The sequence below is a fragment of the Nocardioides sp. zg-DK7169 genome (genome assembly GCF_013155365.1).
Taxonomy (GTDB): Bacteria; Actinomycetota; Actinomycetes; order Propionibacteriales; family Nocardioidaceae; genus Nocardioides.
In genome coordinates this window covers 363,154-375,744 of record NZ_JABJRA010000001.1, presented here as the reverse complement: position 1 = coordinate 375,744, position 12,591 = coordinate 363,154, and the positions used below count along the sequence as shown (strand labels likewise).

Genomic DNA, 12,591 nt, shown 5'->3' with positions numbered 1-12,591 from the left:
ACTGTAGTAAATGACCATGACCACTCCTCCCGCGCGTCTCGCCAGCCGCCGCAGCGTCCTGAAGGTGTCCCTCGCCGCCGCCGCGGTGGCGCCGGTGATCGCCGCGTCGCCCGCCGCGGCCCGGCCGCGCACGGGCCCGCGCGTGCCGCCTGCACCGGGCGCGCCGGCCACACCGGCGCCCGCCGGCCCGATCCTCAAGCCGCTGCCGGCGGACCGGTTCATCGTCCACGGCACCAACGCCGAGATGCGCTGGGGCGCGGTGCGCGCCCGCGAGGAGCTCACCGCGCAGGCCGACCTGTTCGTGCGCAACCACACCCGGACGCCGGTGATCGACGCCGCGACGTACCGGCTGCGGGTGCACGGCGACGGGCTGGCCCGCCCGCGCGCGGAGGACGACGCGCTGGTGCTGGGCCTGCGTGAGCTGCGGCGGCTGCCGCGCACCACGATCACCGCGACCCACGAGTGCACCGGCAACGGGCGGCGCTTCTTCGACTCCCAGCAGGGCACGCCGGCCTCCGGCACGCCGTGGGGGCTGGGGGCGGTGGGGGCCGTGCGCTGGGAGGGGGTGCTGCTGCGCGACCTGCTGGACCGCGTCGGGATCCGCCGCGACGCGGTGTCGGTGATGGCCACCGGCCTCGACGACCCGTTCGTCAGCGGCGGGGTGGACCACGGCCGGGTCCGACGCCCGTTCCCGGTGCGCAAGGCGCTCGACGACGCGCTGCTGGCCTGGTCGGCCAACGGCGAGCCGCTGCTGCCCGACCACGGCTTTCCGCTGCGACTGGTGCTCCCGGGGTGGGTGGGCATCGCCAGCATCAAGTGGCTCGGCTCGCTCGAGGTCTCCACGTCCGAGCAGAGCTCGCCGTGGAACACCATCTGGTACCGGATGACCGGGGGCGCGTACCCGTCCGACGCGCCGCCGCTCACGGTCAACCCGGTGCGCTCCGCCTTCGAGCTCGACTGGGACGCCGAGCTGCCCGCCGCGCGCTCGATCACGCTGACCGGGCGCTCGTGGAGCGGGGCGGCGCCGATCGCACGCGTCGAGGTCAGCGTGGACGGCGGAGCGACGTGGCGGCGCGCGGACCTGCACGAGCGGCGCCGGCACGGCGAGCGGCAGGAGCGACGCGGAAAGCGGCTGGACCGGTCCTGGACCCGCTGGTCCTACCGGTGGGAGCGGCCGGCCACCGGCCCCCACGAGCTGCTGGCGCGGGCCACCGACGCCGCGGGCCGCACCCAGCTGCCGACCGCGCCGTTCAACGACGGTGGCTACCTGTTCGACGCGGTGGTCAGGCACCCGGTCACGGTGCGCTAGCTCAGACCCGCAGCCAGGCGAGCACCGCGCGGACCCGGCGGTGGTCGTCGGGGGCGAGCGGCAGGTCGAGCTTGGTGAAGATGCTGTTGATGTGCTTGGCGACCGCCTTCTCGCTCACCACCAGGCGTGCGGCGATCGCGGCGTTGGAGCGGCCCTCCGCCATCAGCGTCAGGACCTCGCGCTCGCGCGGGCTGAGCCGGTCGACGGGGGAGGCGCCGCGCCGGGTCATCACCGCGGCGATCACCTCGGGGTCGAGCACGGTGCCGCCGGCGGCGACCCGGCGCAGCCCGTCGACGAACTCGCCGACGTCGGAGACCCGGTCCTTGAGCAGGTAGCCGACCGCCCCCTCGCCGCTGGCGAGGAGCTCGCGGGCGTAGAGGTGCTCGACGTACTGGCTCAGCACCAGCACCGGGAACCCGGGGCGCGCCGCTCGCGCCTCGATCGCGGCGCGCAGACCCTCGTCGGTGTGCGTGGGCGGCATCCGCACGTCGAGCACGGCGGCGTCCACGTCGTCGCGGCGCAGGGCCGCGCGCAGGTCGTCCTCGTTGTCCACGGCCGCGACGACGCGGCACCCGTGGGTCTCGAGCAGCTGGGTCAGGCCGGCCCGGAGGAGGGCGTGGTCCTCGGCGAGGACAAGGCGCACGGGACCTCCAGGGTCACGAGGGTCGGCCCGCCGGTCGGGCTCGAGACCGCCATTGTCCCGTCGAACGCCGCCAGGCGGCGCATGACGCCCAGCATCCCGGTGCCGTGTCCCGGGTCCGCCCCGCCCCGTCCGTCGTCGCCGACCTCCGCGCAGAGCACGCCGTCGCGGTGCGCGAGGCGGACCCAGGCGTGCGCGGCGCCGGAATGCTTGACCACGTTCGCCAGGCACTCCGCGACCGCGAAGTAGACCGCGGACTCGACCGGGGCCGGCGGGCGGCCGGGCAGCGCGGTGTCGAGCTGCACGGGCACCGCGAGGTCCAGCGCGAGGGCGCCGACGGCGCCGGCCAGGCCCCGGTCGGCGAGCACCGGGGGATGGATGCCGCGCAGCACCGAGCGCAGGTCGCCGATCGCAGCGACCGTGCTCTGCCGGGCGTCCGCGACCAGTCGCCGGGCTGCCTCCGGGTCGGCCGCGAGGACCGACTCCGCCATGCCGAGGTTCATCGAGAGCGCGACCAGGCGGGCCTGCGCGCCGTCGTGCAGGTCCCGCTCGATGCGGCGCAGCTCGGTCGCTGAGTGGTCGACGACCTCGGCACGCGAGGCGGTGAGGTCCTGGACCCGCCGCTCGAGGCGCTCGGTGTGGCCGGGGACGAGGAACCAGCGGTCCACTGCGCAGCGCAGGCGCATCAGCGGCTCGATGCCGAAGTACCACAGCGCCCCGGTCACGACGACCACGAGCAGCAGCACCGCGAGCAGGGAGAGCGCCAGCCCGAGCGACGCCGCCCACGCCAGCCAGACCAGGTCGCGCCACGTCATCGGGTCGCGGGCCCACCCGAGCACCCGGCGTACGACGCCCGGCCCGTCGGCCGGCAGGTACGGGTCCGGCAGCGGGGTCCCCAGCACCGCGCCCGCCATCGCCCGGTGCCGGCGCGCCAGCCAGCGGCTGGCCGGCACGGCGAGGGCCACGACCACGATCCCGACCCAGAGCAGGGCCAGGGCACCCCCGACGACCAGGACCACGAGGAGCAGCAGCGCGAGCGGGGCCGCCGCCACCTGGGCCAGCGCGTACGCCGTCAGCCGCAGCCGGCTCGGGCGCCGGGCGGCCGGAGGGATCGGGGTGCTCACCGCCCCATCCTCGCCGATCCGGGCGCCGGGCGCGGTGGTGCTGGCACCACCTCGCACCCGGGTGCACGCGTCCCTGACGGCGGCCCGGGCGCTCGCGACGCTGAGGGGAGCCGGACCGGCCACCGGTCCCAGCCCGTTCCCCGCACGAACCCAGGAGCCCCCGATGTCGAACCCCGTCACTGCCCTGCCCATCCGGGCCGCCCGGTGGAGCGCGACCCACCCCTGGCGCGCGATCGGCGCCTGGTTCGTGCTGGTCGTCGTGGCGGTCGGCCTCGCCTCCGTCATCTCGACCCAGGAGACCACCTCGGCGGACTTCCGGGTGGGGGAGTCCGGTCGCGCCGACGCGCTGGTCGAGGACGCCGGCCTCGCCGACCCGGAGGCCGAGCACGTCCTGATCACCGCCGCCGACGGCGGGGCCCTCGACCGCGCCGAGGCCGGAGCGGCGGCGACCGCGCTGGGAGAGCGCCTCGGGGAGGCCGAGGGCGTCACGGGGGTCTCGCCACCCGCGTGGAGCGCGGGCGGGACCGCGGCGCTCGTCTCGATCGAGGTCGAGGACGGGCACGAGGACCTGGACGAGATGGCCGCGGCCACCGAGGCGGTCCAGGGCGCCCACCCCGACCTCGACCTGCGCCAGGGCGGGGACCTCAGCCTGGACGCGGCGATCGACGAGCGGGTCGCCGACGACCTCTCCTCCGCGGAGCTGACCAGCGTCCCGATCACCCTGCTGCTGATGCTCCTGGCCTTCGGCGCCCCGATCGCCGCCGGGCTGCCGGTGCTGCTGGCCGCCACCAGCGTCGCGGCCACGATGGGGCTGATCGCGCCGCTGTCCCACCTGGTGCCGACCGAGGCCACCGTCGGCAGCATGATCGTGCTCATCGGGATGGCGGTCGGCGTCGACTACTCGCTGTTCTACCTCAAGCGGGAGCGCGAGGAGCGGGCCGCGGGACACAGCACCCGCGACGCGATCGAGATCGCCGCCCAGACCTCGGGGCACTCGATCCTGGTGTCGGGAGGTGCCGTGATCGCCTCGATCGGCGCGCTCTACGTGATGGGGGACCCGACCTTCAGCTCGCTGGCGACCGGGTCGATCGTCGTGGTCGCGGTCGCCGTGCTCGGGTCGATCACCGTGCTGCCCGCGCTGCTGGCCACGCTCGGCCGCTGGGTGGACCGCCCGCGGGTCCCTGTGCTGTGGCGCCTCAATGCCCGGATCGGCCGCGGCGGCATCAGCAGCCGGCTGCTCTCGCCGGTGGTGCGCCACCCCGTCGCCGCCCTGCTGGTCTCGAGCCTGGCCGTGGTCGCGCTCGCGGTCCCGGCGCTCGGCATGAGGACCGGCCACGCCGACCTGGACACCCTCCCCGCGGACCTGCCGGCGGTGGGGACGATGAAGGCGATCGCGGCGGAGTTCCCGACCGAGGGGGCCTCCGCACGGGTGGTGCTCCGCTCCGAGGCGGGGGAGACGGCGATGACGCGCGCCCTCACCGGGCTCGGGCGGGACGCCCTGGCCGCCGGGGACTTCACCGGGACCAGCGAGGTCCGCGTCTCGGCCGATGGCCGCACCGCGACCCTCGAGCTCGGGACGGACTGGGCCGAGACCGACCCGCGCGCCCGGGAGGCCGTCACCGCGCTGCGGGAGGACCTGGCGCCGGCCGCCCTCGACGGGGTGGACGGCGAGCACGCCGTCGGCGGCGGTGTCGCCGAGGCGCTCGACTACGACCAGGACCAGCGCCTGGCCCTGCCGCTGGTGATCGGCACGGTCCTGCTGCTGACCATGCTGATGATGTACGGCGCGTTCCGCAGCGTGCCCCTCGCGCTTCTCTCCACGGCGCTCAACCTGGCCTCGGTCGGTGTCGCCTTCGGGGTGCTGGCCCTGGTCTTCCAGCACGGCTGGGGGAGCGCGGCGCTCGGCCTCACCGCGCCCGGGTTCGTGATCCACTGGATCCCGCTGTTCGTGCTGGTGGTGCTCGTCGGGCTCTCGATGGACTACCACGTCTTCGTGGTGAGCCGGATCCGCGAGCACGTGGCCAGCGGCCTGCCGACCCGGGTCGCGGTCGAGCGCGGCATCGCCGACACGGCCGGCGTGGTCACCAGTGCCGCCGCGGTGATGGTCTCGGTGTTCTCGATCTTCGCGACGCTGAGCATGATGGAGATGAAGATGATGGGCGTGGGCCTTGCCGCCGCGATCCTGCTGGACGCCACCCTGGTCCGCCTGGTGCTGCTGCCCGCGGCGCTGGTGCTCCTGGGCGAGCGGGCCTGGTGGCCGCGCCGCCCGCAGCCGCCGGCCGGCGAACGGGTCCTCGAGGGCGACCCGGCGTACGCTCTGGTGGAGTGAGCCGAGCGCTCGCGGCCGTCGCTCCCGCGTTTTGGGGGCGGATCGGGCCGCGCGCTAGTCTGGCTCGGTCGTCTGGCTGCTCGCGCACCCGGAGGACATCAATCCATTGCTGAGTCATCTGCCGTGCAACGGCCGCGGATCCAGAGTGCCCGGGAGAACAGGCCCCGGCGCGCCGCGCAGCGAGAGTGCCCTGGAAGGGGCGGAGGGGAGCCCGCATGTCGATCGGTACCGACGCGGAGACCAAGAAGAAGATCATCGCCGAGTACGCCCTGACCGAGGGTGACACCGGTTCGCCCGAGGTGCAGATCGCGCTGCTGAGCCACCGCATCTCGCACCTCACGGAGCACCTCAAGCAGCACAAGCACGACCACCACAGCCGTCGTGGTCTGCTGCTGCTCGTCGGTCAGCGCCGTCGCCTGCTGAACTACCTGCAGAAGACGGAGATCAGCCGTTACCGCTCGATCGTCGAGCGCCTCGGCCTGCGTCGCTGACGCTTGGTCCTCGCGGGCGGGGCGGCCGCTCCTCGAGAGCGGCCGCCCTGCTCCATTTCCGGCCCGGCCTTCGCTAGGCTCGAAGACACAACTTCACAACTTCACAGCATCCACATCCAGGAGCGACCGCATCGTTTCGGCCCGGTCCTCGGTAGTGGCCTTCAGATCCGTCTGGGATCTGCGGGCCTCGATCGAAGACCGGCCCCTCGCACCAAGGCGAGGCCCGGCGGGCACCTCGAGATCGAGATCCCCGCACCCCCTCCCGGGACGACGCGGAGCTCCGCGCACAGAACAGGGAAAACCCCTTGACTGAACCCGTCATCAGCGCCGTCGAGACCGTTCTCGACAACGGCAAGTACGGCACCCGCACCATCAAGTTCGAGACCGGGCTCCTCGCCCGGCAGGCCGCCGGCTCGGTGACCGCCTACCTCGACGACGACACCATGCTGCTATCAGCGACCACCGCCGGCAAGCACCCGAAGGACCACTTCGACTTCTTCCCCCTGACGATCGACGTCGAGGAGCGGATGTACGCCGCGGGCAAGATCCCCGGCTCGTTCTTCCGCTCCGAGGGTCGTCCGGGCGAGGACGCGATCCTCACCTGCCGCCTGATCGACCGCCCGCTGCGCCCGACCTTCAAGAAGGGTCTGCGCAACGAGGTCCAGGTCGTCATCACGGTCATGGCGCTCAACCCCGACGCGCCGTACGACGTGCTCGCGATCAACGCCGCGTCGCTCTCCACCCAGCTCTCCGGCCTGCCGTTCTCCGGCCCGGTCGGCGGCGTCCGCGTCGCCCTGATCGAGGGCCAGTGGGTCGCGTTCCCGACCCACAGCCAGCTCGAGGACGCCGTCTTCGACATGGTCGTGGCCGGTCGCGTCACCGACACCGGCGACGTCGCGATCATGATGGTCGAGGCCGAGGCCACCGAGACGACCTTCGACAAGGTCCAGAACGGCGCCCAGGCGCCGACCGAGGACGTCGTGGCCTCCGGCCTCGACGCCGCGAAGCCGTTCATCAAGCAGCTCTGCGAGGCGCAGAGCGAGCTGGCGAACGTCGCCGCCAAGCCGGTCCAGGACTTCCCGATCTTCCTCGACTACGAGGACGACGTCTTCGCCGCCGTCGAGTCGGCTGCCCGCGAGGACCTCGCCGCCGCGATGAAGATCGCCGACAAGGGCGAGCGCGAGGAGCGCACCGACGAGATCAAGGCCTCGCTCATCGAGCGCCTCGCCGCCCAGTTCGAGGGCCGCGAGAAGGAGATCGGCGCGGCGTTCCGCTCGCTGAACAAGCAGCTCGTGCGCGAGAGCATCCTGCGCGACAAGATCCGCATCGACGGCCGCGGCCTGGCCGACATCCGTCCGCTGCACGCCGAGGTCGGCGTGATCCCGCGGGTGCACGGCTCCGCGCTGTTCGAGCGTGGCGAGACCCAGATCCTGGGCGTCACCACCCTGGACATGCTCAAGATGGAGCAGCAGCTCGACACCCTCTCCCCGGAGAAGTCGCGCCGCTACATGCACAAGTACGTCTTCCCGCCGTTCTCCACCGGCGAGACCGGTCGCGTCGGCTCCCCGAAGCGCCGCGAGGTCGGCCACGGCGCCCTGGCGCGCCGCGCCCTCCTGCCGGTGCTCCCGGACCGCGAGGTCTTCCCCTACGCGATCCGCCAGCTCTCCGAGGCCATGGGCTCCAACGGCTCGACCTCGATGGGCTCGGTCTGCGCCTCGACCCTCTCGCTGCTCCAGGCCGGCGTGCCGCTGAAGGCCTCCGTCGCGGGCATCGCGATGGGCCTGGTCTCCGGTGAGATCGACGGCAAGACCCAGTACGTCGCGCTGACCGACATCCTCGGGGCCGAGGACGCGTTCGGCGACATGGACTTCAAGGTCGCAGGCACCCGCGAGTTCGTCACCGCCCTGCAGCTCGACACCAAGCTCGACGGCATCCCCGCCGAGGTCCTGGCCGCCGCGCTGACCCAGGCGCGCGACGCCCGCCACGCGATCCTCGACGTCATGGCCGAGGCCATCGACGCCCCCGAGGAGATGTCCTCCACCGCGCCGCGGATCATCAGCGTCAAGATCCCCGTGGACAAGATCGGCGAGGTCATCGGCCCGAAGGGCAAGGTGATCAACCAGATCCAGGACGACACCGGCGCCTCCATCTCCATCGAGGACGACGGCACCATCTACATCGGTGCCACCAACGGTGACGCGGCCGACGCGGCCCGCTCGGCGATCAACGCGATCGCCAACCCGACGATGCCCGAGGTCGGCGAGCGCTACCTCGGCACCGTCGTGAAGACGACGAACTTCGGTGCGTTCGTCTCGCTGATGCCCGGCAAGGACGGCCTGCTGCACATCAGCAAGCTGCGCCCGCTGGCCGGTGGCAAGCGCGTCGAGGCCGTCGAGGACGTCGTCTCGGTCGGTCAGAAGATCCAGGTCGAGATCGGTGAGATCGACGACCGCGGCAAGCTCTCCCTCATCCCCGTGGTCGAGGAGACCGCGGCCGAGGGCGACGCCGCGGAGCCGGCCGCCGAGGCGACCGAGGAGGCCTGACCTCCACGTGGCTGAAGCCAACACGACGACCGGCCCGCAGGCGACTGCGGGCCGGTCGTCCGGTTCCCGGGGCATCTCGCCCACGACCGTGTCCGGCGCCGAGCAGGAGCCGGGCACCACTGTCACCGTCCAGACCGTCACCGACGCCGCCGGCCAGGTGACCTCCGAGGTCCGCCGTACCGTCCTGCCCGGCGGGCTGCGCGTCATCAGCGAGCGCCTCGCCGGGGTCCGCTCGGCGAGCGTCGGCGTGTGGGTCGGGGTGGGCTCGCGCGACGAGACCGCCACGCTGCACGGCTGCTCGCACTTCCTCGAGCACCTGCTCTTCAAGGGCACCAGCACCCGATCGGCGCTCGACATCTCCATCGAGCTCGACGCGGTGGGCGGGGAGTTCAACGCCTTCACCGCGAAGGAGTACACCTGCTTCCACGCCCGGGTCCTCGACGAGGACCTGGGGCTCGCGGTGGACGTGCTCGGCGACATGATCACCGACTCGCTGATCACCCCCGAGGACGTCGAGGCGGAGCGCGACGTGATCCTCGACGAGATCGCGATGCACGACGACGACCCCGACGACGTGGTGCACAACCTCTTCGCCGAGCAGGCCTGGGGTGCGGACACGCCCCTGGGGCGGGGGATCGCCGGCACCATCGAGTCGATCGGCGCGCTCACCCGTGAGCAGATCCACGACTTCTACCGGGCGCACTACCGCCCGGCGACGATGGTCGTCGCGGTGGCCGGCAACGTCGACCACGACGAGCTGGTCGCCCAGGTGAGCACCGCCTTCCGGCGCAACGGCTTCCTGTCCGGCGACGAGCGCCCGGTCCCGCCGCGCGGCGTCACCGGGCCGGTGTCGATCCACCCCGGCACCGCCAGCACCACCCGGCCCTTCGAGCAGGTCAACGTGGTGCTCGGCATGGCCGGCATCCGCCGCGACGACGAGCGCCGCTACGCGCTCGGCGTGCTCAACACCGCGCTGGGCGGCGGCACCTCCAGCCGGCTGTTCCAGGAGGTCCGGGAGCGTCGCGGGCTGGCGTACTCGGTCTACTCCTTCGGCAGCCACCACGCCGACGCGGGACTGGTCGGGGTGGCCGTCGGCTGCCTGCCGGCCAAGCTCGACGACGTGCTGGCCGTGGTCCGCGCGGAGCTGGCCAAGGTCGCCGCGGAGGGCATCAGCGCCGAGGAGGTCGCGCGGGGCAAGGGCCAGCTGCGCGGCGGCCTGGTGCTGGGCCTGGAGGACTCGGGTTCGCGGATGTCGCGGCTCGGCAAGGGCGAGCTGGTCCACGACGAGCTGCTGAGCATCGACGAGGTGCTCGCCCGCATCGACGCCGTCACCGTCGAGGACGTCCGCGAGATCGCCGCGAGCGTGTACGGCGCGCCGGAGATCCTCGCCGTGGTCGGCCCGGAGAACGGCACCGCCACCGAGCCGCTCACCTGACGTGGCGGTGGGCCGGGGTCACTGCGCCAGCACGACGACGGCGGCGCAGGCCCCGGCCCACAGCACGCTCGCGAAGGTGCCGATGATGAAGCGCTCCGCCGCACCGGTGCGCACGCCGTCCTCGGCCGCGCGCAGCTCGGGATAGCGCCCGAACGCCTTCACGGCCAGCACCACGGCGATCCCCTCGGGCCAGCCGGCCACGAGCGAGGCGTAGACCGCCGCGCGCTCCAGCACCCCGATCCAGGTCCCGCCGCGCAGCACCGACCCGGCGCCCTGGGTGGTGGTCGTGGCCCCGTCGGCGCGCGGGCGGTCGACGACGGCGAAGAGTCGCGCGGTCACCGGTCCGCCGCCCAGGACGGCCGCCGCGCCGCCGAGCACGACCAGCAGCGCCGTGGTCGCCCGCCCGCCCCCGTCGACCGCGGCGGGGGTCGCCGCCACCCCGGCGGCCGCGGCGAGCAGCACGAGCGTCGCAGGGGTCCACACGTCGCGCCCGGAGCGCGTCCAGGCCAGCGTCGCGGCCACCGCGGTGGCCGCGAGCAGCGCGGTGACCAGCTGGCCCCAGTTCTCCGGACTCATGGGCCCATCCCAGCACCCGGCGCCCCCAGCAGGGGAGCGGCGAGGTGGGCGAGGAGCTCGCGGGCGCGCCGGCCCTCAGCCAGTCCGGCTGCCTGGGCGCGCTGGCTGACCGCCGACTGGCTGATCCCCAGCCGGCGCCCGATCTCCTCGTGGGTGAGCCCCTGGTCGGCGAGGTCCACGACCTCCCAGCCCCGCGGCGTACGACGGGCCAGGACGGCCGCCCACAGCCACAGGGCCGACTCGAGCTGCCGGGCGTGGTCGGCGAGGTGGGGGTCGGCGTGCACCCGCAGGTGCCACGGACTGTTCTTGGCACGGTTGATCGCGTCGCGCGCGTGGAGGTACGCCGGGCCGCGTCCGGCGCGCGCGTGGTCGGGCAGCGGCTGCTCGACCTCCCCGGCGCCGAGGCCGAGGTGCCAGGCGCCGTCGCGCAGCAGCGGCTCCAGGACCAGCGGGAGGTGCTCGGCGCGGTCCAGGACGCCCTGGACCTCGTCACCGGCGGTGCGCTCCAGGGGCCGCAGCAGCGGCACGGAGGCGGTCAGCTCGAGAGCGCGGGGGACCCGGTCCGCGTCGGCGCGGCTGGAGCGCTGGTCGGCGGTGAGCACGAGCACGGGCACGGGCGCCTCCGGAGCCGACGGTGGATCAGGTCCGAGGATGCAGTAGGAAATTTCCTGATGTCAAGGTCGGATAAGGGAAAACCCTTATCGACGACCGATGATCCCGACCACGGCCGGGTTCTTCTGCTCCACGACCGAGACCCGGAACCCGCCCTGCGCCAGCGCCGCCGAGGACTTCGCGACGACCGTGGGCATCTGGTCGGGGAACTTCACCTCGAAGAAGAGGAACACCGCACCGCCGGGCAGCACGCGCTCGTGCAGCAGCGCGATCTCGTCGGCGCAGTCGCGCACCCAGAACAGGTTGACGTTGAAGGCGTAGACCTTGTTGAGCCGCTTGACCGGCACCCGCAGGGTCGCGAGGTCGATCTGGCGCACCGTCAGCCGGCCGGCCTCCACGAACCGCGCGCAGCGGCGCTTCGTGCGGTCGACGCCGGACTCCGAGCGGTCGATGGCGAAGAGCTTGCCCGTCGTCAGGCGTGAGCAGATCGCCTCCGCACCCGCGCCGGGTCCACAGCCGATCTCCAGGACGTGGTCGGTCGGCTGGACATCCATGAACTCGACCGCCCACCGAATCCGCGCAGGGATCGTCTGCACCACCATGGGGTCAAGACTGCCAGAACCCCGAGGGTGGTGGTGCCACCCGGTCCCCTACGTGCGCTGAGTCTCACACCGATCGGGCCGGATCGGCCCCTCTCCGGTCTCGCCGCGACCGGCCCCGGGGGCCGCAGGAGCGGCGACGTCCTAGGCTGGCGGCGTGGGTGAGACGCGCGTGATGAAGGTCGGGGTCCTTGGTGCTCGGGGCAAGGTCGGCTCGGAGGTCTGCCGTGCGGTCGAGGCCGCCGCGGACCTGGAGCTGGTGGCGGCGATCGACGCGGGCGACCCGCTGGAGACGCTGCTCTCGGCCGGCGCCGAGGCGGTCGTCGACTTCACCCACCCCGACGTGGTGATGGCCAACCTGGAGTTCTGCGTCGAGCACGGCATCCACGCCGTGGTCGGCACCACCGGCTTCGACGACGAGCGGCTGGCCCGCCTGGAGTCGTGGCTCGAGACCTCGCCCGGCACCGGCGTGCTGATCGCCCCGAACTTCTCGATCGGCGCGATCTTGATGATGCGCTTCGCCGCCGCGGCCGCGCCGTTCTACGAGTCGGTGGAGGTCGTCGAGATGCACCACCCGGACAAGGCGGACGCCCCCAGCGGCACCGCCCGTCGTACGGCGCAGCTGATCGCGGCCGCGCGGCGCGAGGCCGGCTGTGACCCGGTCCCGGACGCCACGTCCACCGCGCTCGAGGGCGCCCGCGGGGCCGACGTCGACGGGATCCGGGTCCACGGCCTGCGGATCCGCGGCATGGTCGCCCACCAGGAGGTCGTGCTCGGCGGCGTGGGGGAGACCCTCACCATCCGCCACGACTCGATGGACCGCGCCTCCTTCACCCCCGGCGTGCTGACCGGGCTGCGCACGATCGCCGACCGCCCGGGCCTCACCGTCGGCCTCGAGCACGTCCTCGACCTGGACTGAGCCCCGCGCGTCCC

Annotated in this window: 11 protein-coding genes; 6 read left to right on the top strand and 5 right to left on the bottom strand. The window is 73.5% G+C overall.

All coding sequences use genetic code 11. The features are described 5' to 3' along the window. Positions 1 to 16: 16 nt before the first annotated feature. The gene (locus HOQ23_RS01790) at positions 17 to 1,309 is read left to right on the top strand and encodes a sulfite oxidase (RefSeq protein WP_172211255.1); all 1,293 of its coding nucleotides are present in this window, start codon (positions 17 to 19) and stop codon (positions 1,307 to 1,309) included. Between the two features lies 1 nt (position 1,310). On the opposite strand, the gene HOQ23_RS01785 is transcribed toward HOQ23_RS01790, so the two are convergent. After that, positions 1,311 to 1,952, bottom strand: a complete 642-nt coding sequence (locus tag HOQ23_RS01785) for a response regulator transcription factor (RefSeq protein WP_172211253.1) — start codon at positions 1,950 to 1,952, stop codon at positions 1,311 to 1,313. Beyond that, positions 1,904 to 3,073 (bottom strand): sensor domain-containing protein, encoded by a 1,170-nt coding sequence (locus tag HOQ23_RS01780; protein WP_216653442.1) that lies wholly within the window; start codon positions 3,071 to 3,073, stop codon positions 1,904 to 1,906. The genes HOQ23_RS01785 and HOQ23_RS01780 overlap by 49 nt, the downstream gene beginning before the upstream one ends. A 163-nt stretch (positions 3,074 to 3,236) precedes the next feature. Between HOQ23_RS01780 and HOQ23_RS01775 the strand changes: the two genes are divergently transcribed. The 4 genes from HOQ23_RS01775 (at position 3,237) to HOQ23_RS01760 (ending at position 9,871) form a co-directional block, all read left to right on the top strand. Next, complete coding sequence (locus tag HOQ23_RS01775) at positions 3,237 to 5,402, top strand: MMPL family transporter (protein ID WP_253945037.1); 2,166 nt, start codon at positions 3,237 to 3,239, stop codon at positions 5,400 to 5,402. 215 nt (positions 5,403 to 5,617) lie between these two features. Further along, positions 5,618 to 5,893 carry a 30S ribosomal protein S15 gene (gene rpsO, locus HOQ23_RS01770; protein WP_172211249.1) on the top strand — a complete coding sequence of 92 codons (276 nt, stop codon included), beginning with the start codon at positions 5,618 to 5,620 and terminating at the stop codon, positions 5,891 to 5,893. 305 nt (positions 5,894 to 6,198) lie between these two features. Beyond that, positions 6,199 to 8,436 (top strand): polyribonucleotide nucleotidyltransferase, encoded by a 2,238-nt coding sequence (locus HOQ23_RS01765; RefSeq protein WP_172211248.1) that lies wholly within the window; start codon positions 6,199 to 6,201, stop codon positions 8,434 to 8,436. 7 nt (positions 8,437 to 8,443) lie between these two features. Further along, a complete protein-coding gene (locus tag HOQ23_RS01760) occupies positions 8,444 to 9,871 on the top strand; it encodes a pitrilysin family protein (RefSeq protein WP_172211247.1) in 1,428 nt (475 codons plus the stop codon). A gap of 18 nt (positions 9,872 to 9,889) precedes the next feature. Here HOQ23_RS01760 and HOQ23_RS01755 read toward each other — a convergent pair whose 3' ends face one another. From HOQ23_RS01755 to HOQ23_RS01745, 3 genes are all read right to left on the bottom strand, one after another. Beyond that, complete coding sequence (locus HOQ23_RS01755) at positions 9,890 to 10,447, bottom strand: hypothetical protein (protein ID WP_172211246.1); 558 nt, start codon at positions 10,445 to 10,447, stop codon at positions 9,890 to 9,892. After that, positions 10,444 to 11,061 (bottom strand): sigma factor-like helix-turn-helix DNA-binding protein, encoded by a 618-nt coding sequence (locus HOQ23_RS21410; protein WP_367650323.1) that lies wholly within the window; start codon positions 11,059 to 11,061, stop codon positions 10,444 to 10,446. Before HOQ23_RS21410 ends, HOQ23_RS01755 begins: the two co-directional genes overlap by 4 nt. Before the next feature lie 84 nt (positions 11,062 to 11,145). Then, the gene (locus HOQ23_RS01745) at positions 11,146 to 11,613 is read right to left on the bottom strand and encodes a trans-aconitate 2-methyltransferase (RefSeq protein ID WP_253945036.1); all 468 of its coding nucleotides are present in this window, start codon (positions 11,611 to 11,613) and stop codon (positions 11,146 to 11,148) included. Between the two features lie 217 nt (positions 11,614 to 11,830). Between HOQ23_RS01745 and dapB the strand changes: the two genes are divergently transcribed. Continuing rightward, positions 11,831 to 12,577: a 4-hydroxy-tetrahydrodipicolinate reductase gene (gene dapB, locus HOQ23_RS01740; protein WP_367650341.1), complete on the top strand. Its 747-nt coding sequence runs from the start codon at positions 11,831 to 11,833 to the stop codon at positions 12,575 to 12,577. Positions 12,578 to 12,591: the final 14 nt, after the last annotated feature.

What these genes read in the sequence shown, in the direction of transcription:
- HOQ23_RS01790 (WP_172211255.1), top strand. Translation starts at nt 17, where the DNA reads ATGACCACTCCTCCCGCGCGTCTCGCCAGCCGCCGCAGCGTCCTGAAG.
- HOQ23_RS01775 (WP_253945037.1), top strand. Translation starts at nt 3,237, where the DNA reads ATGTCGAACCCCGTCACTGCCCTGCCCATCCGGGCCGCCCGGTGGAGC.
- rpsO (WP_172211249.1), top strand. Translation starts at nt 5,618, where the DNA reads ATGTCGATCGGTACCGACGCGGAGACCAAGAAGAAGATCATCGCCGAG.
- HOQ23_RS01755 (WP_172211246.1), bottom strand. Translation starts at nt 10,447, where the DNA reads ATGAGTCCGGAGAACTGGGGCCAGCTGGTCACCGCGCTGCTCGCGGCC.
- HOQ23_RS01745 (WP_253945036.1), bottom strand. Translation starts at nt 11,613, where the DNA reads ATGGATGTCCAGCCGACCGACCACGTCCTGGAGATCGGCTGTGGACCC.